The sequence below is a fragment of the Clostridiales bacterium genome, from assembly GCA_017961515.1.
Lineage (GTDB): Bacteria > Bacillota > Clostridia > Acetivibrionales > RGIG10202 > RGIG10202.
Window position 1 is genome coordinate 1 of record JAGCXC010000013.1, and the last position, 23669, is coordinate 23669.

Below are 23669 nucleotides of genomic sequence, written 5' to 3' on the forward strand. Positions count from 1 at the left end.
AACATAAATTATGCCATATTTTTTCAATTTTCAACATAAATTCACTAAAAACAACATCGTAAGGAAAATAGCATCCCTCACAGTAATAGTTATATCATTGTTCAATGCTATGTGTCAAGTAAGATAAATATTAGCAATATTTTGATATTTCTTTTAGTTATTTTAGTATAAAAAATAGCTCATGATAAGCTTAAAACCTCACCACGAGCTATTATAATTATATTATGTACTAGGTATTACTATAGTCACAATAAGTACGCGAGCCATCGCCACTAGTTATCTTCCATATGCCAGATTCAGTATCGTTTGCGGTTATATTATATATGCCATTTCCTTTATACGTTATATTAAGTACGATAGGTGGTCTACTATCAAGTGTCATATCGTTGATAGTTTTTGTGGTTAGGTTTCCCAAAGCATCATATACATTTATTGATGTTTGGGGTTGATTGGTTAATATGTTTGTGGTTATGTTGGATCCAGACAATAATTTTGTATCTCCAGATGATGTAACAACTTGGCCCAAATTTATATCATCAATTTCAGTAAATTTAAATGTTGTGTTAGCGCTATTTCTATAAATATTATTTACTGCAGGTACAGTTGTATCGGAGATTGAAATTATTAATGGAACATAATTAGCGTAGTTAGTTCTGTACGTACCTCTTTCTATTTCGTTATATACAATAAGTGTGTAGAGACCATCTGGTAATTCATCAGGTATTTTCATTGTAACACTACCATTTCCACCAGAGTCATTTTGTATAAGTCTTGCGTAATATAGAGGCTTTGCCTCACATATACTTGATTCATTAAGTGAAGTATTATTTTTTATGATGGCAGATATATATCCTGCTTGGCCGTTATCTACACTGGTTTTAGCTTTGGCATTTTTGTATGATATTGTTAGATTCCGGTTACCACTTGACTCTATATGACGAGTGTTTTTATCTTCAATATCAAATGTCATAGTATCATCAACTATAGTAAGTTTTGCACCTTTGGCATGATCCGCAAGCCCACTAATTGATACCACTGCATTAGATCCATCATGTGATGAAATTGTTATCCCACTATCAGTTGTAGAATACTGAAATTTTGTTCGAACAAGGTAAGCCGGATTTGTATTACTCAATGAAGTACCAGGCATTGGAGTAAATGTAGCAATAGGACTATTCGTTGAAGGACTTATTCCAGTAGAACTTGCATCTGATACCATTAAAATGGAGGATAACGGTACATTCAAAGCACACCTCACGCAAGAAAAATTAACGTTGCTATCATTGTCAGTGCAAAGTCCTCTTTGATTTATAAAACCCATACTAGAGGTTATATAAGAAAATGCAGATCTAAGCCACCAACGGTTATTATCTTGTCTGGTTTCACAAAATTTCCTGCAAATTCTGTTTGTATCTCTTCTTGTTCGATAACCGCAATCCCAAGTATCATAATAGTCATATATGTTACTAAAACCATAATTAGTATCCAAGGATTCTTTCACTGATAATAAAAATATTTTTTCCCTATTTAAACTACATCCACAATAAATATATGCTAAATTAGAACTAGGATTCTTAACTATATTTGTACTGGTATCTCCTGCAACTCTAAAATTATTATTATCCAAATCTATATAACCTAATGGTCTATCGGCGTCATTTGGGCCATATGCTGCAGGCTTTGCGATAGCACATATATTATTATTATTGTAGGGATAGGAATTAATACTCCAATTGTCTCTTTCGTTATTAATAGTCCAAAGTATAACATTTTGTTCTGCTATACCAAAACACTCATCATAAAAACTTGTGCCACTATTTCCACAAGGATCTATTGCAGTACCATTTATAACATTATTTGTTAATGGTAGGGTACATGATGATCCCTGTAAAAATTTTCTTAATGAACTGTCTGTTGATATGGCATTACCATTTTCATCAAATCTTGTCCATCGTTGACCACCTGGATTGGTTGTATTCAAAAAATATCTCATATCCCATGATATATCCTGAGGTAATCCATATTCCATCAACATAAATAATGCTTTTGTTTTATTTATGTCATTTGCGGTAGTATTTAATACACGCCAATATATTGGTACATTTTGAACGATTGTATTATTTGAAGCTTTATATGGATTAACTACAGAGATGTGATCAGTACTAGAATTATTTCCGTCACAAGTATTATTAACGGCCCGTCCTGTTGGATTATTAGGTATATATCCAAAATATACTCTATTATATATTGATGCATCTGTGCTTGTATCATCACCGTTAGATCTATACTCAGGATTTGCTATTGTACATATCCCCAATGTTCCTTCGGTATATGGTGAAGTTGCGTGTACTTTGCACCTAAAAAAGGGCATAAAAAAAGAGCCAAGCAATAGTATCATTAGTAGAGTTAGGGTCTTATTGTTGCCCTTTAGGCATCGGCATGCCCCCCCCCATGACGCTGCTTTGTTGCGACAAAATTATATTTCATCATGTAAACATCTCTCCTTTCATTTATTGTAAAAGTTACATCGGATGCAATATTTTTTTGCCTTAGTATGGGATATGGTACAAAAAAGAGTATTATAGAGGAGCACATCCTAATTAAAGGAGATATAGTGTGAATTAATCTTAATGGTTTGACAAACCAGATAATAGTTGCTATAATACGGATAAGGAAATTTGGTAAGAGAAGTGTGTATGCTTTGAGGTTTTAGGTTTGCAATACAGATTATTAGCCTAGAAAGCAGAGACAGGGGGAAATTGTTGTAATAATAGTTGTAGAGGAGGTATGGTTATGTTCTATGAAGAAAGAGAGTGCGAAGTAGTTGAAACAGAAGGATTTGGGAAGTTTTTAGTTAGAGTATTTGCTTGGATGTTTTTGGGTGTGTTTATGAGTGCTTCTGCAGCATTTATAGTAACCAATCTATTACCAATAAGAGCAGTGGTAGGTGTGGTTATTGGCAGTGTTGTTGTACAAATTATAGTAGCAATAGTTATTGCGGTAGTAAAGCTCAATAAGATAAGTTATGGTAAATTACTTGGCTTGTTTAGCATATACTCTATTTCAACGGGTGCTGCGTTGACTCTTATACAGTATAAGTATAGTCTAGCGAATATAGCAATATCATTTTTGGCGGCAGCGGTGTTTTTTGGGGTTATGGCGTTTTATGGGGCAACAACTAAAAAAGACTTAACTAGCGTAGGAGCTGTAAGTGTAGTTACTTTAATAGCTATTATTGCAGTGACCGTTATAAATATCTTTTTGAAATTTGGTTGGTTAAACTTGGTATTATCTTATATTAGTGTTGCTGTATTTTTAGCGTTGACAGCATATGATGTAAAGCGGTTAAAGGACATATATATAGATAATAATGGTGTCGTGAGTGATAAAATAGTTTTATGGGGAGCCTTAGATTTATATTTGGAGTTTGTAAATTTGTTTATTAGAATACTGGAAATTTTAGGAAAAAGTGAAAAATAGAATTTATGAGGTGAATAGCGTTGAATAAAGAGGCGAAGAAGACTTTTGGTATAAGTATTATTTTAAGTTTGTTGGTGTTTAGTGTGTATTATTCATCGGGTTATTTTGGTGAGAATACACCTAAAGATAAGGGTAAGTTAGTGAAAATAGAAGAAGTTAAAGACCTAGAAGAAGTGTTTGTGCAAGAGGTGCAGGATAGAGGTGGGATTTTTGCTAAATTTACAGCAAGAGCTAAGGAAATCGTGTCCAAGATGACTCTTAATGATAAGGTGGGTCAGATGTTTTTGGTTAGGTGTCCGGAGGAAAATCAGTTGTCCCTTATAAAAGATTGTCTGCCAGGTGGATTTCTTTTGTCTGAAAAGGATTTCGAAGGTAAGTCTTGGCAAAGAGTTGTGGGGGATGTGAAAAGCTATCAGTACACAACAAAGGTGCCAATGTTTATTGCCGTGGATGAAGAAGGTGGGGATGTAGTAAGAGTAAGTGCATTCAAAGAGTTTAGAGGATTTCCATTTTTATCTCCACAAGAAATATTCTTAAGTGATGGTTTTAAAGGAATAGAATTAGATACAGCAGAGAAAAGCCAGCTACTAAAAAGGCTGGGGATAAATTTAAATTTTGCGCCTGTGTGTGATGTAACGACAGATGAGTATGCGTATATGTATGATAGAAGTTTTGGGATGGATGCAGCAAGTACAGCAACTTATGTTAAGACAGTTGTAAGTTCCATGACAAACAACGGAATGGGGAGTGTATTAAAGTATTTCCCAGGCTATGGGAATAATAGAGAATTAGATACACTAGTGTTTAGAGACAAGAGAGATCTTGCAACAATTGATAAAAATGATTTGGTACCATTTAGAGCTGGTATTAGTGAAGGAGCGGCAGGTATTTTAGTATCGAATTTAATAGTTGAAGGAATAGATAAAGAAAATCCTGCATCTTTATCGGTGGATGTACATAAGTTATTGAGAAATAATTTGGAATATCAAGGTGTGATAATTGCTGATGCAATGGATGCGTCAGATATTGCAATGTTTAGGAATAAGAAAGATTTTGCAGTTAGAGCAGTTAAAGCGGGAAATGATATGATAATAGTTTCAAACGCAAAAGATCAAATACGATCTGTGATTGATGCTGTAAAGGATGGTGAAATTCCAGTATCGGCAATAGATGCAGCAGCGACAAGGATTTTATCTTGGAAGATTATGCAGGGGATGGTTAATTAGAAAAAATAAGTAAGAGGTGTATTTTGTAATGTTTGATAAACTTAAAAATGCAGAGGCTAGGTATGAAGAAATAAGCCTTATGTTGGGGCAGCCTGATGTTATAAACGATCAAGAAAAGTATAAAAAGCTTATGAAGGAATACTCACATATGGAAGATTTAATTCTAGCGTATAGGGAGTATAAAGGGGTTGCAAATAACATAAAGGAAGCAAAGCTTTTATTACAAGATAAATTAGAAAACGATTTTAAAGAGTTAGTTGAAGAAGAGTTAAAAGAGTCGCAAAAGAAATTTGAAGAGTTAGAGAACAAATTACGTGTTTTATTGTTGCCAAAGGATATCAATGATGATAAAAATGTAATTATTGAGATAAGAGCAGGTGCAGGAGGAGAAGAGGCAGCATTATTTGTGGCAGTATTATTTAGAATGTATAGTAAGTATGCAGAGAAGAACGGATGGAAGACAGAAATAATGGATAGTAATGAAACCGAGATAGGTGGTTTTAAAGAGATAGTTTTTTTAATTGAAGGAGAAGGTGCGTATAGTAAGTTAAAATTTGAGAGTGGAGTGCACCGAGTTCAAAGAATACCGACTACTGAAGCAAATGGAAGGATACATACATCTACAGTAACAGTCGCAGTGTTGCCAGAGGTAGAAGACGTAGATGTAACTATCAATCCGAATGATTTAAGGATCGATACATATAGAGCATCGGGAGCTGGTGGTCAGCATATAAACAAGACTGATTCAGCAATACGAATAACACACTTGCCTACAGGTATAGTGGTGTCGTGTCAGGATGAGAGATCGCAGTACAAGAATAAGGATAAGGCAATGAAGGTGTTACGTTCTAAATTGTATGAGATTGCACAGGAAGAGCAAGATTCCATGGTGGCAAAAGAGAGAAAGAATCAGGTAGGTACAGGGGACAGAAGTGAGAGGATAAGGACTTACAATTATCCACAAGGTAGAGTCACAGATCATAGGATTGGTTTGACGCTGTACAAGTTAGATGAGTTTTTCGATGGAGATATTGAAGAAATAGTAAATGCTTTAATAACAACTAGCCAGGCTAAGAAGTTGGAAAACGGAGAAGGAGAATTTTAAGTGGGAAGTGTAATTTGCGGTGGAAACTAAAATATTAAATATAGGTGGAAAAATAATTAACAAGGAATTGATAAAAGAGGCAAGTAACGAGATAATAAAAGGTGGAGTGGTTGCATTTCCTACTGAGACAGTATATGGCTTGGGAGCAGATGCAACCAATGAGGATGCAATAAGAAAAATATTTGAAGCAAAGGGTAGACCATCGGATAATCCGTTGATTGTTCATATAGCAGATAGAAGTGTGATTCACGATATTGTAGAAGAACTGCCAGAAGTAGCAACAAAGCTAATGGATCGTTTTTGGCCAGGTCCATTAACCATAATAATGAAGAAAAAAGAAAGTATACCGTATATAGTAACAGCGGGGCTTGATACTGTAGGGGTTAGATTTCCAAGAAATAGGGTTGCGATAGAGTTTATAAAGGCATGTGGTGTTCCAATAGCAGCACCTAGTGCAAATATTTCTGGCAAGCCCAGTCCTACTGCTGGTAAGCATGTTGTAGATGATTTAAATGGAAAAGTTGATTGTATAATAGTATCAGATGATGCAGATGTGGGTGTAGAGTCAACGATAATAGATGTTACGGTTGTGCCCCCAATTATATTAAGGCCTGGAGGAATAACTAAAGAAGATATAGAGAGTTTGATAGGGAAGGTTTTGCTAGACAAGGCAGTGATAAGTAAATTAGATAAAGATGAGAGACCAAAAGCACCAGGGATGAAGTACAGACATTATGCACCTAGTGGACAAGTTATAATAATAAAGGGAGATCTTTTAGATATAGTCAATGAAATAAACAAAAAGAAAAATTTCTACATTAATAGTGGGAAAAAGGTTGGAATACTTGCTACTTATCAAACAAAAAAGTATTATAATAATGATGATTGTACCAAGGTGATAGTTTTAGGGGATAGAGATAATCCAGAGACAATAGCAGCGCAATTGTTTAATGCACTAAGAGAGTTTGATAAGTGTGGTATAGATATAATATTAGCAGAGGCAATTAAGATTTGTGGTATTGGTATGGCAATAATGAATCGGATGCTTAAAGCGTCAGGATTTACTATAATTGAGGTGTGAGACGTGAAAAATATATTGTTTGTATGTACAGGGAATACGTGTAGAAGTTGCATGGCAGAGGGTATATTAAGATACGTTTTGAGCAAAAACGGTAGATTGAATGAGTTTAGTGTATCGTCTGCTGGAGTGTTTGCTGATGGTATAAGTAAGGCAAGTATTAATGCAGTTTCAGTATTAAAAGATGAGTGGGGGATAGATATAGGTGATCATGTGTCTCGTCAACTTCAAGAGGAAGATTTACGTGTGGCGGATGTGGTTTTAGTTATGACAAAGTTACACAAGAAAATTATTTTGTCATTATATAAAGAATATGAAAATAAGGTATTTACATTAAGTGAAGATAATGATATAGTAGATCCGTATGGTGGTACATATGATGTTTATAAAATATGTGCTAAAAAGATAAAAGACAGTATAGATATTTTTCTAGAGAGACATTATAAGCAAGGAGGGGATTAATAGAATGATAGCTATAGGGTCGGATCATGCAGGTTTGCCATTAAAGGATGAGATTATAAAGCACTTTGAACAGAAAGGTATAGCGTATATAGATTATGGAACAAACAGTAGCGAGTCGGTTGATTACAGTGATTATGGTAAAAAAGTAGCTAAAGCAGTTGCTTCAAAAGAATGTGATAGAGGGATAGTTATTTGTGGGACAGGTATAGGTATATCCATAGCGGCGAATAAAGTGAATGGGATAAGAGCATCTTTGTGTACTAATTCGTACATGGCTAAGATGACAAGAATGCATAATGATTCTAATGTGTTAGCGTTAGGTCAAAGAGTTACGGGGGTAGGTGTGGCACTAGATATAGTGGAAACGTGGCTTAGTACGGAATTTGAAGGTGGTAGGCACAAAAGAAGAATAGACAAAATAAGAGACATAGAGAATGAACAATTGAGGTAAGGAGGAAGATAAAATGGAGAAGGCTTTTATATTTGATCATCCATTGATTCAGCATAAGGTATCTATGCTAAGAGATAAGAACACAGATACAAAAGAGTTTAGAGAGTTGGTATCTGAGATAGCAATGCTTATGGGTTATGAGGTTACAAGAGATATGCCTCTTGAGGAAGTAGAGGTAACTACGCCAATAGGTGTTGCAAGGACAAAAGTTTTGGCAGGAAGAAATGTGGGTATTGTACCTATACTAAGAGCGGGGCTAGGCATGATGGAAGGGATACTTAGAATAATGCCAATGGCTAAGGTGGGCCATATAGGATTATACAGGGATCCAGAAACGTTAAAGCCGGTGGAATATTATTGTAAGTTACCGGTATATGCAGATGAAAGGGATATTATAGTGTTAGATCCAATGCTTGCAACAGGAGGATCTGCATCAGCAGCTATTTCAGTTATAAAAAAGAATGGCGTAAAAAATATAAAGTTGATGTGTATACTAGCGTCAGATCAAGGTATAGATGCAGTAAATAAGGAACATCCAGATGTTGAGATATATTGTGCTGCAGTTGATCATAGTTTAAATGAACATGGCTACATAGTGCCAGGATTGGGAGATGCTGGAGATAGACTGTTTGGGACAAAATAAAATAGAAAAGGATGTAAATTATGAGACCAGGCTGGAATGAATATTTTATGGATATAGTAGAATTAGTAAAAACAAGATCTACATGCCTTAGAAGACAGGTAGGGGCTGTTATAGTAAAGGAAAAACGAATACTTGCAACAGGGTATAATGGAGCTCCTGTTGGTATAGGACATTGTGCAGAAGTAGGATGTCTAAGAGAAGAGTACGGCGTACCGTCGGGAGAGAGGCATGAATTATGTAGAGCGATACACGCAGAACAAAATGCTATAGTACAAGCGGCAATGTCGGGGACAAGCATATGGGGTTCGACAATGTATATAAGTCACCAGCCATGTTCATTGTGTGCCAAGATGATAATCAACTCAGGCATAAAGAAGATTGTCTTTAAGGGAGAGTATCCTGATGAATTAGCAATGCAGATGTTGAAAGAATCAGGTGTTAGGGTAGTAAAATATGAGTAAAGAGGACGATCATTATGAGTAGAGAAAGTTGTATATCATGTGTATTGGCGTTTTTGGTGTCTTTTTTTGTGACACCGTGGGTGAGAAAGATTGCGTTTAGTATAGGTGCGGTAGATATACCAAAGGACGAGAGACGGGTGCATAAAAAGCCTATGGCGAGAATAGGTGGGCTTGCAATAATAATAAGTATAGTAATTACTTTATTAATAAATATAGGATTTGATAAAAGTAGTATATTATGGAGTTTTGATATAGGAAATAAAGCATGGGGCATAGTGTTAGGATGTAGTATTGTAGTTATTATGGGTATACTTGATGACATCAAGCCTAAAGGTGCAAAATTAAAGTTATTTTTTCAAGTGATTGCGGCATTAATGGTTGTGCTTTTGTCAGATGTTAGAGTACGGGCCATATCGAATCCATTTTCAGAAAGTGGAGTTTTAATTTTAAACTATTATGTATCTTGTTTGGTTACAACAGTTTGGATAGTGGGAATTACTAATGCAATAAACTTGATAGATGGCTTAGATGGACTAGCTGCTGGAGTATCTACAATATCATATATATCTATATTTTTTGTGTCTATGATATTGAGGGATGCCAGAACTAGTATGATGGCAATAGTTATGGCAGGAGCTGTTTTAGGATTTTTACCGTATAATTTTAATCCTGCAAAGATATTTATGGGGGACACAGGATCAACGTTTTTAGGATTTACTCTTGCAATTATATCAGTAAGTGGTAGGTTGAAAGCGTATACAGCAATATCAATAGTTATACCCGTATTAATTTTGGGGGTGCCGTTGTTTGATACAACGTTTGCTATATTAAGAAGGCTTTTTAGTGGAAGGCCAATTATGGAAGCAGATAGAGGGCACATCCATCATAAACTTATGGATAGGGGGTTGTCACAAAGGCAGGTAGTATTGTTAATGTATCTAATGAGTGCAGTGCTGGGTGTAAGCGCGATTTGGATAACAGAAATAAGACATATAAGTATATTAATTGCAGTCGTAATTTTTTTAGTGATATTATTGGCAGTGTCAAAGCTAGTAGCGGATGTTTTGAAAATAAGGCATAACGACAAGAAATGACAAAATTAATATGATAAAGGAGGACAGCACGGTTCTTACTAAATAATGGTAGGGACCATTTAGTGCGAATTAATATTATGAAAAAGATAAAAATAATGACTGTTTTTGGAACTAGGCCAGAGGCTATAAAAATGGTACCACTGGTAAAAGAACTTAAAAAGAATAAAAATATAGAGACAGTTACTTGCGTTACAGCCCAGCATAGAGAAATGTTAGATCAGGTATTAGATATATTTGCAATTAAACCGGAATATGATCTTAATATAATGAAAAAGGAACAAACACTAGTAGACATAGTTGTAGGATCACTAAAAGGATTATCTACTGTATATAGAGATGCTAATCCAGATATGGTATTGGTGCATGGAGACACATCCACAACATTTGTTGGTGCACTGGCAGCATTTTATCAGAAGATAAAAGTTGGACACGTTGAAGCGGGACTTAGAACTTTTGATAAATATTTTCCATATCCAGAGGAGATGAATAGAAAATTAACTGGATCGTTGGCTGACTTGCATTTTTGCCCAACACAATATAATGTAAATAATTTACTTGCGGAGGGAATAAATAGAAAAGATATATTTGTGACAGGGAATACAGTTATAGATGCATTAAAAACTACGGTATCTAAGGATTATAAATTTAAGAATAAAAAGCTTTGCGAAGTAGATTTTACAAAAAGAGTGTTATGTGTTACAGCGCATAGAAGAGAGAATTTAGGGAAGCCCCTAAGAGATATATGTGAAGGATTAAAGAATATAGCAAATAATTATAAAAATATAGAAATAGTATATCCCGTGCATTTAAATCCACTAGTGCAAAAGACGTCGAGAGAAGTTTTAGGAGGATGTAGTAATGTGCATTTAGTAGATCCATTAGATGTATGTGATATGCATAATTTAATGAGTAGGTCGTATTTGGTTTTGACGGATTCAGGAGGATTACAAGAAGAGGCACCATCGCTTGGAAAACCTGTGTTAGTCCTACGTAATGAGACAGAAAGGCCAGAGGCAATTACCGCTGGAACAGTAAAACTTGCAGGTAATTCTAAAGAGAATGTTTATAACATGACGAAAGAATTACTAGATGATGATAAAAAGTATCAGGATATGGCCAAGTCAGTTAATCCGTACGGAGATGGTTTTGCATCTTCGAGGATAATAGAGGCTATAGAGTACTACTTTGACAATAGTTCTAAGCGACCAACTGAATTCAATGTTTAAGGAGGACTTTTGAAATGGATAAGAATGAATTAAAAAGGTTAAAGACCATAGCAGCCAATATCAGGAAAAACATAGTTGACACTGTATATTACGCGAATTCTGGTCATCCGGGAGGATCGTTGTCTTGCACAGACATATTGACAGTTTTGTATTTTAAACACATGAGGATAAAAGAGAAAGAGCCTAAATGGGTTGATAGGGATAGATTTGTGCTGTCAAAAGGGCACTGTTCTCCTGGCCTGTATTCAACATTAGCCCAAAGAGGTTTTTTTGATATAGATGATCTAAAGACTTTTAGAAAGACACAAAGTAATTTAGAAGGTCATCCTAATATGAATTATGTTCCAGGAGTGGATATGTCTACAGGATCATTAGGTCAGGGGATATCCGTAGCATGTGGTATGGCTTTAGCAGGGAAAATAGATAAAAAAGATTATAGGGTGTTTGCAATTTTAGGAGATGGAGAAATTGAAGAAGGACAAGTGTGGGAAGCATTAATGTCAGCAGCACATTATAAGTTAGATAATTTAACGATTTTTTTAGATAATAATGGATTGCAAATAGATGGTAGGATAGATGAGGTTATGTCTCCATATCCTATAGTAGATAAACTTAAAGCGTTTGGACAAAATGTGATAGAGATAGATGGTAATGATATAGAAGAGATAGATGATGCAATAAATCAAGCTAAAAAGGTTAAGGGATGTCCTACAGTTATAGTTGCAAAAACTATAAAAGGTAAAGGAGTATCATTTATGGAGGACCAAGTAGGTTGGCATGGTAAAGCACCAAGTTTGGAACAAAGGGACATTGCGATTAAGGAATTAGATAAAATTTTATCTTCATTGGAGGAATAGTTATGGGAAAAGATATAGCAACAAGGGAAGCATACGGTAAGGCATTACTTGAGTTTGGTAAAGATGAAAGAATAGTAGTTTTAGATGCGGACTTATCAAAATCGACTAAGACGGATTTATTCAAAAATGAATATCCAGATAGATTTTTTAATATGGGTATAGCGGAAGCGAATATGATGTCATATGCAGCAGGATTGTCTACGTGTGGTAAAATAGTTTTTGTGAGTACATTTGCGATATTTGCAGCGGGTAGAGCATATGAGCAAATAAGAAATTCCATAGCGTATCCAAATCTTAATGTAAAAATAGGAGCAAGTCATGCAGGAATTTCAGTTGGGGAAGATGGAGCAAGCCATCAGGCAATAGAGGATATAGCATTAATGACAGTGATTCCCAATATGACAGTGATATCGCCATGTGATGAAATTGAAACAAGGTATGCGGTTAAAGCTGCAATAGAGCACAATGGTCCAGTGTATTTGAGATTGGGTAGACTAGGTGTACCTAAAGTAGTGGATGAGAATAAGTATAAGTTTGAGTTAGGAAAGGGAGTTACACTAATAGATGGGGATATGGTAACTATCATAAGTACAGGGCTTATGACAAGTCAAGCGATACTTGCGGCAAGGGAGCTTAAAGAACAAAATATATCAGCTAGAGTGATTAACATACATACTTTAAAACCAATAGATGAAGACATAATAATAAAAGCTGCTCGAGAGACAGGTGCTATAGTTACAGCGGAGGAACATAATGTGTTAGGAGGACTTGGTAGCCTTGTAGCAAAAGTTACATCTAATAATTGCCCAGTACCAATAAAAATGGTTGGAGTAGAAGATAAGTTTGGAAAATCAGGTAAACCACAAGAGCTTCTAGAAAAATACGGGTTAACCAAAGAAAATATTATAGAAAAGGTTAAGCAAATTTTGAAAATGAAAAGGTGATTTAAATGATAGATAAAGATAGAGTTAAAAAAGCAGTTAGAGAAATTTTAATAGCTATAGGAGAAGATCCTGACAGGGAAGGCATTAGAGAGACTCCTGATAGAGTTGCCAGAATGTATGAAGAAATTTTTTCTGGAATAGATAAGAATGCTAAAACTTTGGCAAAAATATTTTATGAAGAGGGGGCAGATGAGCCTGTTGTTGTGAAGGATATACCAATACATTCCATGTGCGAACACCATATATTGCCCTTTGTTGGGCACGCCCATGTAGCATACATACCAAGAGATGGTAAAATTTTAGGGCTTAGTAAGATTGCGCGAATGGTTGAGTGTATATCAAATAAATTACAACTACAAGAAAGATTAACAAAAGAGGTGTTAGATGTAATACAAGATACAATAAATCCGCTTGGGGTATTGGTTTTAATAGAGGCAGAACATATGTGCATGACTATGAGAGGAATAAAAAAAGTTGGATCTAAAACCGTAACGATAAAGACGACAGGGATTTTAAAGGAGGATTTAGCGTTAAGACAGGAGATATTAAAATTAGTTAAATAAACAATGTTGCAATTATTTTAGAATGTGGTATAATTCTTAGGTGATGTTGTTAATATATAAAAATAATTGAAGAGGAAGTATTAAATGGAAGGTTTGGAATTTGAAAATTTTGAGATATCAGAAGAGTTAAAAAAAGCAATAAAGGATATGGGTTTTAAAAAGGCGTCTTTTATACAACAAGAGACAATTCCTTTGATATTGCAAGGGAAAGATGTTATAGGACAGTCGCAGACAGGGACAGGAAAAACAGCAGCTTTTGGTATACCTATTGTAGAAATGATAAAAGAAACTGACAAAGAAGTTCAGTCTATAGTTTTAAGCCCAACTAGGGAGTTGGCTATTCAGATAGCAGAAGAGTTGAGAAAGTTATCTAAGTATAAAAAGGGTGTAAATATATTGGCTGTGTATGGAGGTCAACCAATAGAAAAACAATTGCGAGAGTTAAAAAATGATCCTCAGATTGTAATTGGAACACCAGGTAGACTTAAAGATCATGTAATTCGTGGGACTATAAGTTTAGACAGTATAAAAACTGTGGTGTTGGATGAAGCTGATGAAATGTTAGATATGGGTTTTAGAGATGAGATAGAATTTATACTAAGACGTATACCCAAAATTAGGCAGACAATATTGTTCTCGGCAACTATGCCAAGGTCAATGTTTAATATAACAAAGAGGTATCAGAAGGATCCAGTATATGTTAAGGCAGTAAAAAAGGAGCTTACAGTAAAGAAAATAGACCAATATTATGTAGAGACTAGAGAGGAGCAAAAATGTGAAGTTTTAGCTAGGTTATTAGACATGTACAATCCGCGATTATCGCTTGTGTTTGTGAATACAAAAAGAAAAGTTGAAGAGGTGGTGTTAAGTTTAAGGTTAAGAGGTTATTTGGTTGATGGATTACAAGGAGATATGAGTCAGGTGCAAAGAGATGTGGTTATGCAAAGATTTAGAGATAGTAAAATGGATGTGTTGGTGGCCACAGATGTTGCAGCAAGAGGAATTGATGTAAGTAATGTAGATGTGGTATTTAACTATGACATACCACAAGACTTGGAGTATTATGTGCATAGAATAGGAAGGACAGGTAGAGCTGGTAGAGCTGGTAGATCGTTTACTTTTGCTACATACAAAGATTCACGTAAGATAAAAGAAATAGAATCTTATTCAAATGCGAAAATAATTCAACATAAGATTCCGGCTATGTTTGATATAGAAGATATGAAGTCCAATAAGCTTTTAAATAATATAAAAGAAGTTATAAAGGATGGTAATGATAACAAGTATGAGAGTGTGGTAGATCAGTTAATACAACAAGACTATAAAGCTATTGATATAGCAAAAGCTTTGATTAATATGTATGGAGGTGGGACTAACACGAGCAATTTATTCGATGATTTAGATCTGAGTAATACTGGAGCAAGGGATGGTATGGTTAGGCTTTTCATCAACATAGGAAAAGAAAAAGGTATAGGCCCCAAGGATATTATATCTACGGCTAGCAGGGAAGTTGGTATAGACAATAAAGCTATAGGAAGCATAAGGGTATACGATAATTTTAGTTTTGTAGAGGTTCCTGAAGAATATGCACAAGAGTTTGTGTTTATAATGAGGAATAGAGAGATAAGAGGCAATAAAATAAATGTAGAGCCTGCGAAGAGAAAATAAAAATAAGTATAGACAAAAAACTAGGAGTGAGACAAGATGAGAAAAACAAAAATTATTTGTACATTAGGACCAGCGGTTGAAGGAGAAGGAGTGCTAGAAAAATTAATAGAAAATGGATTAAACGTAGCTAGATTCAATTTTTCACACGGAAGTCATGAAGAACATAAGGGTAGAGTAGATTTAGTAAGAAGGGCAAGTAAGAATGTTGGTAAGGCTGTGGCATTACTTCTTGATACCAAGGGACCAGAGATAAGAACAGGAAAATTTGGACCAAAAGAAGTTACTTTAGTTGAAGGAAGAAAGTTTATGTTAGTCAATGAAGACATTGAGGGAGACGAAACTAAGGTATCAGTAAGCTATAAAAATTTATATAAAGATGTAAAACCTGGGTGTAGTATATTAGTAAATGATGGACTTGTAGAACTTAAAGTATTGAATATAACAGGTAAAGATATAGAATGTGAGGTATTAAACGGGGGAGTATTAAGTAACAATAAAGGTATAAATGTACCTAATGTAGAAATAAATTTACCTGCGTTGACAGATAAAGATAAAGATGATATACTGTTTGCAATAAAGAACGATTTTGATTTTATAGCTGCATCGTTTGTAAGAAAAGCTGATGATGTGAAGACAATAAAGGATATATTAAAGGAGCACAATTCTCCAATAAAGATAATAGCAAAGATAGAAAATAGACAGGGTTTGGATAATGTAGATAAAATATTAGAAGTTGCAGATGGTATAATGGTAGCAAGAGGAGACTTGGGAGTAGAAGTCCCAGTATATGAAGTACCTATTGCACAGAAGATGATTATTAAGAAGTGTAGAGAAGCACAAAAAATAGCTGTTGTTGCAACACAGATGTTGGATTCGATGATAAGAAATCCAAGGCCAACAAGAGCAGAGGTTAGTGATGTAGCTAATGCTGTGTACGACAGTGCAACCGCTATAATGTTATCAGGGGAGTCAGCAGCAGGGAAATATCCAGCACAGACTGTAGCTGTTATGAGTAGTATAGCAGAAAATGTAGAGATGGATATTAATTATTGGAAGAGATTTGATAATATAAAGAAAAATTGTGATGAAGTTATATTAGGTACTAGTGCAATAGCACATGCAGCATGTACTCTTGCAAAGGATGTGGACGCGAAAGTTATTGTGCTTGTTGAAACTAAGTTAGACATGACAGAGGCAGTGAATAGTTTTAGGCCAGGTTGTGATATTGTAGTTACAACGAAAGATGAAAGAGTGTATAGAAAGTTGATATTGATGTGGGGGGTAATTCCTGTATTTGTGGATAGCCATGAAGATGAATATAGTAAAGCAATGGCGGTTGTACGTAATATGGGACCTATTGATAAAGCTCTAGTAACTATAGAAAAAGATGTGATAAAGTTAAAAGTGAAGGTAGATTGATATTGCAATAATATAATAAAGTAATGACAATGTAGTATACTTTGTTTTCTTAGGAGGTATAAAAAATGAGATTGCGTTCTAAGGGTAAATTTAAGAAAGTAAGTATGGATGTCAGGAACTTGTTGATATTATCGTGTAGCAATGGCAATAAGAGGCTACTAGGTTTATTTATGACGTTAGGTGTTGATATGAAAGTTAAAGATGATGAAGGTAGATCTTTGTTCCAGATAGCGTGTTCGAATGGTAGATCTGATATGGTGGAGTTTATGGTAATGCATAATGCTGATGTTAGGGTAAACCTAAATAAGTTTATTGATAAGTGGAATAAGAAGAAGGAACAATCGTTACCGGATTATGCTGATGGTAATGTACATGTGTTGTACGATAGTGTATAGGTCAACTGTATAAGCAGTTGACCTGTTTTGTAGAGTTTGAACTTTAAGTAAACAAATAAATGCTTTTTGCCGATACCAATAGATGACATTGGGATTGGTATTTTTTTCACGAATTTTAGTAGATATAAGTTCTTAACAGTAGTTATTTTAAGTGTTATAGACTTTGTATATTAACACATATAAATCTTACAATTTAGTCTAAGCTGTTTCCCAATCCTAAACTTAAATAAGTTTTGCTATCCCAACAAGATAATATAATAGATTGGAGTGATGTAGTATGAGTAATTTAGAAAAAGAGAGGGCATTATTGGCAGCTACTAAGAGTGGGAATGGGGCTGTGGTTAGAGATTTAATAGCGAGAGGAACAAATGTTAATGTAAAAGACGAATATGGGAATACTCCCTTGATTTATGCTTGTAAGAACGGAATGAAAGAATCTGCAGAATTGTTTATAATAAAAGGAGCGTACATCAACTTAAAAAATAATATGGGAGAAACAGCATTGTTGTGTGCATGCGAGAAAAAAATGAATGAATTGGCCCAAAAATTGATAGATAAAGGAGCATTGGTTAATGCAAAAGACGATTTTGGTAATACGCCATTATTGCGCGCATGCGAGAAAAAAATGAGTGAATTGGCCCAAAAATTAATAGATAAAGGAGCAGAAGTTGGGGCAAAAGACAATTACGATAATACGCCATTGTTATATGCATGTAAAGGAGGAATGAACGAAGTAGCAAAAAAGATAATAGATAAAGGAGTAGCTATTAATACGAAAGATCAACTTGGTAATACGCCGTTGTTATATGCGTGTAAAAATAAAATGAGTTTAGTAGCTAAAGCACTGGTAGAGAAGGGTGGAAACGTAGATATAAAAAATAATAACGGAGAGACACCGCTTATTTACATAAACCGAAATAAAATGAATGAAGTAATAGATATAGTATTATTAGCAGCGATAAAAGAAGGAAATATAGATAAGGTGAATATGTTATTAGAAAAGGGAGCAAGTTTAAATGTAAGAAATAAAGATGGACAGACAGCATTAATGATAGTGTCAGAGACAGGGCATACGGGCATAATGAAGGTATTATTGGGAAAATATAAAAATCTTAATAATATTATTAATGAAAAAGATAGAATTAGTGGACGCACTGCATTAACAATGGCAGCTGGGAATGGGTATAAGAATATAGTAAAGATGTTATTAGAAAAAGGAGCAAAATTAAATGAAAAAGATATAAATGGGGATACTGCGTTGATAGCGGCAGCATCCAAAGGATATATAGAGGTAGTAAATATGTTATTAGAAAAAGATAAAAGTAATATCAATATGCCAGATAAAGATGGATGGACAGCGTTAATGATGGCAGCTGGAAATGGGCATAAAGATGTAGTGGTGAAGTTATTAGAAAAAGGAGCCAATATTAATTTAATAGATAAAGATTATTGTACAGCACTAATGATGGCAGCGAAAAATAATCATGCAGAGGTAAGTGATATATTAATAAAAAAAGGAGCAAAATTGAATGAAAAAGATATAAATGGGAAGACAGCACTAATGATGGCAGTGGATAAAAAATGTACAAATGTAGTGAAGACATTATTAGAAAGTAAAGGTATTAATATAAATATGTCAAATGAAGATGGATGGACAGCATTAACAATGGCAGCAGAACATGGATTTACAGAGATAGCTAAAATGTTAATGGAAAAAGGAGCAAACATTAATGCCAGAGATAATTATGGCTTGACAGCGCTAATGATGGCATCAGGAAGTGGGAATATAGATATAGTTAAAGAACTTATAAAAAGAGGAGTAGATGTTAACGAAAAAGAAGATGAAGGTTCTACGGCATTAATGATGGCAGCAAATTATGGGCGAGCACGTATAGTTGAAGTGTTAGCAGAAAATGGAGCTAGACTTGAAGAAGTAGATGGTTTAGGAGAAACAGCATTAATGATAGCAGCTAGAAATGGGCATACACATGTAGTGAATGACTTAATAAAAAAAGGAGCAAAACTTGAAAAATATGACAGATCGGGAGAAACAGCATTAATGAAAGCGGCCGAAAGGGGTCATATAGAGATAGTAAAGACGTTGATAAAAGAAGGTGTAGGCTTAAATGCAGTAGATACAAAGGGACGGACAGCATTAATTAAGGCTTTAAAGAATAAACAAGATAGTATAGCTGAGCATATAATATTAAGTGGAGCAAAGCTTAACATTAAAGATGGTGATGGCAAAACAACTTTAAGATATATACTAGATAGGAATAACGTTTTATTATTAAAAGCAGTTTTTATGGCTAATGCTATTTCTGAAGGAAAGAACTTAGGTCAAGATAGAGATATATTAGATTTAAGGAAAGATGAGAATATAAAGGAAATAAATGATTTTATAAAAAATACTCCTGAAGTAAAAGAACAAGTAGTTAAGTTCTTAGTAGAAAAGGGTTTAGATATAGATATGATAGAAAAAGATTTTAAAATTGGTTTTATGAAAGGACAAGACGAGAAAAAAGTTTTAGATGCTATAGAGGAAGTATTAAAAATTAATGATGTGAAAATAAAAGTAGCTTCTAGAAAAATTAAAAAGATAGATGTATTTCCAAAAGGGTCTAAATTAAGAGTAATATTGAGAGGAGAAGATGGTAAAGCATATTTAAGATATGATTGTAAAAAGGAACAAAATGGATATCAATTAAAAGAGGTGGAAAAGAAAGATAGGACATGGTTGATGAGAATACTAATGAAAATAAAAAAGATAGTTAAACAGGTATATAGATCTCTTAAGACAGAAAATACAACATACAAAGATTTAAGTGATCAATATGGGGAAGAACATGATCATAGTAAATATGTGAGTATGCATTATAAACAAGATTATTATAAGCTACCTACATATGAAGAAGTATTGCGTGAGGATATGGCAGGGTATGGTTTTACTCCAAGTGCACCAAGCGAGGATATGGTAGGGTATGGTTTTACTCCAAGTGCACCAAGTGAGGATATGGCAGGGCCTAATTTCACTCCAAGTGCACCAAGTGAAATAGAACGTATAAAAAATATAAATAAAAATAAAGGGAAAGATGATAAATCAGGATTTACAAAATAAGTATTCATTTTAAAAATAAAAAAGTTGTGACTTTTTAGGTCACAACTTTTTCTATGGGTTAAAGACTTATAAAAAAATACTTACATACTTGGTGCTAAAGAATTAGAAGAGGAGGCATAATCACCGCTTCTATCAGTTACTTTAGCAATAAGATAGTTGTATTGTCTTATGTCTTTTTTCATTGCTTTATGCTTTTCCTTAATATTTGCTAACTCTGCATCAATTTCTGGATCACAACATCCTTTTGAAAGACATAACAATCTAACAGATGTATTCTCTTTCAATGACTCAAAATTAATTAGTACATGTTCTGTTGTTTCAGTTAAACTACGAACTGTATTGAGATGTTTTTTCAAAGTCTTCAAATCCAAATTATTAGTAAGATTAGATGAACTAAAACCAATTTGGCCTAAGACGAAGTTTTTCTCAGCAAGAGATCTTTCTGATTTTATATCATTATACCAAACATCAATAAAATTAGAAATAGTTTGAGTAGATACTAACTTTGATTTTTCAATAAAACCTACTAATGAGTTCCATTTTCTAGTATCATTATCAAATTGTCTAAAGCTGTCACCAACTCTACCAACAAAATTTTCTACACGAGAAAATAAATTATCATTACGAGGCTCTGGGACTTTTATTTCAAACACTGGACCGAATCCGAAAATATTTGAAATAGTGTTGCAAGAAGTTTTAAAAAATTCAACACAAGTTTTAGTAAATTTACTATTAATGAGATTCTTTACCCAGGACCAATCAGATGGATGTAATTTCTCAAAGAAATTAGATTTACAAACAAACTCATTTATGCAAAAAATAGTATTGTTTACGAAAATCAATAAAGCAAGCAAAATTTTTCTAAAAAAATCTTTCATAAAAAATACCTCCCTTCTATAACTAATAAAAATATAATAAAGCATACATGTATAAAAGTCAACAATTTGTAGTATATTTTTTTTTTAAGACAATATGGATATATTTGACGAAGTATATATATACGTGGTAAAATTCAATTATACTACTAAAAGGTTGGGAGATAAACATGGGTGAAAATATAGATATAAGGGAGCTAAGAAAGAGAAAAAGAAAAGAGAAAAGGAATAAAATAATAAATGCAATGATTTTTACTATATTACTAGTTAGTATAGTTGGCTTATCTGTATTATCTTACATACGAACACGAGATATAGATGTTTTAGAAAAGTGCAAGTTTTTAGAAAAATATGTGATGCATATTTTTGAAAAAGAAGAAAAAATTTATTTTGAGATGGAATTTGATTTACCCAATAAACCCAAGGTGCGTGTATATAATAAAAATATAGCTAATTGCACAAGGAAATCGATAGATATATATGATAGAAACGGTAAGCTTCAAAGTAGTACTAATGTGGATTATGAGATGTTGCGAGTTAGTAGCAATGGTAATTATTTTGTTGTTGCAGAGGCAGGAGGTAATAAAGTTATTTTATTTGAGGGGAGTAAAAAGAAGAGGGAGATTGATGTAGGTGGAAGTATTATAAATATTGACGTAAATAAAAATGGATATGTTACAGTGGTTAGAAAAGGTGAAAATGTATTATCAGAAGTTAGTGTATATAATCCCGAAGGAAAAGAATGTTTTGTAAAAGGTAAAGCCAAAAACTATGTTGTTTTTGCTAAGCTTGCCAAAAACGACAGGGACCTTATAATAAATTGTTTAGATACAACAGGAACAAAGTTAAATTCAGTATTTGAGTTCACAGATATAATGGGTAAGAATGTGGGAACTATGGTGTCACATGAGGATATGATTTTTGCTGATGCCAAGTTTGTAAAAGATGAGAATGTAGTTGCGTTGACAAATGAGGAGATTGTGTATTATAATGCGAGTCATAGTGAGGAATGGAGAAAGAAGTTTGATACAAAGATATATGGTGTGGATATTTGCAATGGCAAGTACATAGTGGTAGGTATTGCAGATGATACCAAAACTAAGGTGAGTGTTTTTAACACAAAGGGCAAGGTAAAAAGTACAATTAATGTCGATGGAGTAGTAAAAAACATATCTTCGTTTGATAATGCCATAGCAATAAATTTGGGAAGAGAGGTTTTGTTGTACAATGCAAAGGGTAAATATCAGCGAAAGATTTCCTCAAAAATTGAGGTTGATAAAATAGATTTTATTGATAAGGACACATTGGTGTTGGTTACGAGGAATGGATTAGTTGTTAAGAATTGATGGAGGGGTTTTGTATGATAAGTGATGTTTTAGTTGTAGGTATTGTTTTAATTTCAATTGTGTCAGGATACAGAAAAGGATTTATTAAAGCTGTTTTTAGAATTTTTTCCAAGATTGCATCTTTAGTATTGGCGATAAAGTTTTACAAGCCACTTGCACATATAATAGCAAACAGAGCGTTTTTTAGTGAATTTACAGCTAGGATAAGTAGTAAGATAACAAGAATGTTAAGTGGAGCGAGTATCGCATCAGATGATGATTTAGCAGGAGAAATTTTAGACAGTATGCATATTCCTAATACAATAAAAGAATCGGTGATAACTGATTTGCCTTATGACGTTAATTCAATGGATAAATCCCAAATAATTGAAGTAATAGCATCTAAATTAGGTACGGCGATGTTATATATATTTTGCGTAGTTGCAATATTTTTGGTGACAAGGTTAGTGTTTTTAATAATGAGAAATATTTTAGATAAAATATTTTATTTACCTTTGTTAAAACAGTTGAACAAAGTTGCAGGGCTACTGTTTGGTTCGGTAGAAGGATTTTTGGCAGCGTATATAGTGATGAGTATAGCTGCACTAATAAATAGTGAGGTAATATTGTCAAATATAGAATGTTCGCTTATAGCAAAACATCTTTATTATAACAATTTATTATTATTGTTTATGTAAAATTTATACCCTTATTCCTACAGATGATAGGATAGGTTGCCGTATTTTACTTTGACTTTTTTATTTGTGTTTAGCACGTTGATTCTATTAAATGATAAGCATTTACTGGGTCTGTGTCTCTTTTGTTTAGGACATATCCTCTGATATATTCTTCGAAAGCTCTTGTTTCTCTTTCTTCTTTTTTTGCACATGCTCTTTCTACATCCTCTTTTACTGTCACCTCTGTTTCCTTCTTTGGCTCTGGGTCTGGTTTCTTTTCTGCGCCCAACATGTCTCTAAAATCATCATCTAATTTTAATGTCCTCCTTTGTTTATATTTATTTATTAATTTTGTTTACTGTAAGTTCCTATTTTTCGACTAATATTAGTTTAGTATATTATCCCTAAATTGTTAATACTATATTTTTTAGTAATTGACTACTTATTTATAGAAGTGAGAGGATCAGTTGAATTTTAGATAAAATAATCTTAAGTGGGAGTTAAGGCTCCGACTTAAGATTATTAATAAATCTGCACAAGATGTGAGAGTGTATTTTGAGGTATTTGCATGAACTTAGTATTTGAGATTGATCTTAAAAATC

22 protein-coding genes are annotated in these 23669 nt (G+C 33.7%); 19 read left to right on the forward strand and 3 right to left on the reverse strand.

The window, feature by feature from the left end; all coding sequences use genetic code 11:
• Window positions 1-229 precede the first annotated feature (229 nt).
• Entirely contained in the window at window positions 230-2371 is a 2142-nt protein-coding gene (locus J6Y29_00445; GenBank protein MBP5426361.1) for a hypothetical protein, read from the reverse strand.
• A gap of 422 nt (window positions 2372-2793) precedes the next feature.
• Between J6Y29_00445 and J6Y29_00450 the strand changes: the two genes are divergently transcribed.
• The 17 genes from J6Y29_00450 (at window position 2794) to J6Y29_00530 (ending at window position 20190) form a co-directional block, all read left to right on the forward strand.
• Complete coding sequence (locus tag J6Y29_00450) at window positions 2794-3480, forward strand: Bax inhibitor-1/YccA family protein (GenBank protein MBP5426362.1); 687 nt, start codon at window positions 2794-2796, stop codon at window positions 3478-3480.
• 20 nt (window positions 3481-3500) lie between these two features.
• Complete coding sequence (locus tag J6Y29_00455; GenBank protein ID MBP5426363.1) at window positions 3501-4706, forward strand: beta-hexosaminidase; 1206 nt, start codon at window positions 3501-3503, stop codon at window positions 4704-4706.
• A gap of 28 nt (window positions 4707-4734) precedes the next feature.
• Complete coding sequence (gene prfA / locus J6Y29_00460) at window positions 4735-5811, forward strand: peptide chain release factor 1 (GenBank protein MBP5426364.1); 1077 nt, start codon at window positions 4735-4737, stop codon at window positions 5809-5811.
• A gap of 19 nt (window positions 5812-5830) precedes the next feature.
• On the forward strand, window positions 5831-6892 hold the full coding sequence (locus J6Y29_00465; protein MBP5426365.1) for a threonylcarbamoyl-AMP synthase: 1062 nt from the start codon (window positions 5831-5833) through the stop codon (window positions 6890-6892).
• A gap of 51 nt (window positions 6893-6943) precedes the next feature.
• The gene (locus J6Y29_00470) at window positions 6944-7351 is read left to right on the forward strand and encodes a low molecular weight protein arginine phosphatase (GenBank protein ID MBP5426366.1); all 408 of its coding nucleotides are present in this window, start codon (window positions 6944-6946) and stop codon (window positions 7349-7351) included.
• Window positions 7352-7355: 4 nt separating this feature from the next.
• On the forward strand, window positions 7356-7802 hold the full coding sequence (gene rpiB, locus J6Y29_00475; protein MBP5426367.1) for a ribose 5-phosphate isomerase B: 447 nt from the start codon (window positions 7356-7358) through the stop codon (window positions 7800-7802).
• A 13-nt stretch (window positions 7803-7815) separates the two neighbouring features.
• Window positions 7816-8445, forward strand: a complete 630-nt coding sequence (gene upp / locus J6Y29_00480; protein MBP5426368.1) for a uracil phosphoribosyltransferase — start codon at window positions 7816-7818, stop codon at window positions 8443-8445.
• A 20-nt stretch (window positions 8446-8465) separates the two neighbouring features.
• Window positions 8466-8906, forward strand: coding sequence for a cytidine/deoxycytidylate deaminase family protein (locus tag J6Y29_00485; GenBank protein MBP5426369.1), 441 nt, complete (start codon window positions 8466-8468; stop codon window positions 8904-8906).
• Between the two features lie 14 nt (window positions 8907-8920).
• Window positions 8921-10000 carry an undecaprenyl/decaprenyl-phosphate alpha-N-acetylglucosaminyl 1-phosphate transferase gene (locus J6Y29_00490; protein ID MBP5426370.1) on the forward strand — a complete coding sequence of 360 codons (1080 nt, stop codon included), beginning with the start codon at window positions 8921-8923 and terminating at the stop codon, window positions 9998-10000.
• 77 nt (window positions 10001-10077) lie between these two features.
• On the forward strand, window positions 10078-11226 hold the full coding sequence (wecB, locus tag J6Y29_00495; GenBank protein MBP5426371.1) for a UDP-N-acetylglucosamine 2-epimerase (non-hydrolyzing): 1149 nt from the start codon (window positions 10078-10080) through the stop codon (window positions 11224-11226).
• Window positions 11227-11240: 14 nt separating this feature from the next.
• The gene (locus tag J6Y29_00500; protein MBP5426372.1) at window positions 11241-12083 is read left to right on the forward strand and encodes a transketolase; all 843 of its coding nucleotides are present in this window, start codon (window positions 11241-11243) and stop codon (window positions 12081-12083) included.
• Between the two features lie 2 nt (window positions 12084-12085).
• A complete protein-coding gene (locus J6Y29_00505; GenBank protein ID MBP5426373.1) occupies window positions 12086-13027 on the forward strand; it encodes a transketolase family protein in 942 nt (313 codons plus the stop codon).
• 5 nt (window positions 13028-13032) lie between these two features.
• Entirely contained in the window at window positions 13033-13590 is a 558-nt protein-coding gene (gene folE / locus J6Y29_00510; protein MBP5426374.1) for a GTP cyclohydrolase I FolE, read from the forward strand.
• A gap of 84 nt (window positions 13591-13674) precedes the next feature.
• Entirely contained in the window at window positions 13675-15258 is a 1584-nt protein-coding gene (locus J6Y29_00515; GenBank protein ID MBP5426375.1) for a DEAD/DEAH box helicase, read from the forward strand.
• 36 nt (window positions 15259-15294) lie between these two features.
• The gene (gene pyk, locus J6Y29_00520) at window positions 15295-16677 is read left to right on the forward strand and encodes a pyruvate kinase (protein ID MBP5426376.1); all 1383 of its coding nucleotides are present in this window, start codon (window positions 15295-15297) and stop codon (window positions 16675-16677) included.
• A 65-nt stretch (window positions 16678-16742) separates the two neighbouring features.
• Window positions 16743-17072, forward strand: a complete 330-nt coding sequence (locus tag J6Y29_00525) for an ankyrin repeat domain-containing protein (GenBank protein MBP5426377.1) — start codon at window positions 16743-16745, stop codon at window positions 17070-17072.
• A 277-nt stretch (window positions 17073-17349) separates the two neighbouring features.
• Window positions 17350-20190 carry an ankyrin repeat domain-containing protein gene (locus J6Y29_00530; protein ID MBP5426378.1) on the forward strand — a complete coding sequence of 947 codons (2841 nt, stop codon included), beginning with the start codon at window positions 17350-17352 and terminating at the stop codon, window positions 20188-20190.
• An 80-nt stretch (window positions 20191-20270) separates the two neighbouring features.
• Here J6Y29_00530 and J6Y29_00535 read toward each other — a convergent pair whose 3' ends face one another.
• Entirely contained in the window at window positions 20271-21068 is a 798-nt protein-coding gene (locus J6Y29_00535; protein ID MBP5426379.1) for a hypothetical protein, read from the reverse strand.
• A gap of 167 nt (window positions 21069-21235) precedes the next feature.
• Here J6Y29_00535 and J6Y29_00540 point away from each other — a divergent pair, with 167 nt between their 5' ends.
• Both J6Y29_00540 and J6Y29_00545 read left to right on the forward strand, forming a co-directional pair.
• The gene (locus J6Y29_00540) at window positions 21236-22411 is read left to right on the forward strand and encodes a hypothetical protein (protein MBP5426380.1); all 1176 of its coding nucleotides are present in this window, start codon (window positions 21236-21238) and stop codon (window positions 22409-22411) included.
• A gap of 14 nt (window positions 22412-22425) precedes the next feature.
• Complete coding sequence (locus J6Y29_00545; GenBank protein MBP5426381.1) at window positions 22426-23088, forward strand: CvpA family protein; 663 nt, start codon at window positions 22426-22428, stop codon at window positions 23086-23088.
• A 70-nt stretch (window positions 23089-23158) separates the two neighbouring features.
• On the opposite strand, the gene J6Y29_00550 is transcribed toward J6Y29_00545, so the two are convergent.
• Window positions 23159-23359, reverse strand: a complete 201-nt coding sequence (locus tag J6Y29_00550) for a hypothetical protein (GenBank protein ID MBP5426382.1) — start codon at window positions 23357-23359, stop codon at window positions 23159-23161.
• Between the last annotated feature and the right edge of the window lie 310 nt (window positions 23360-23669).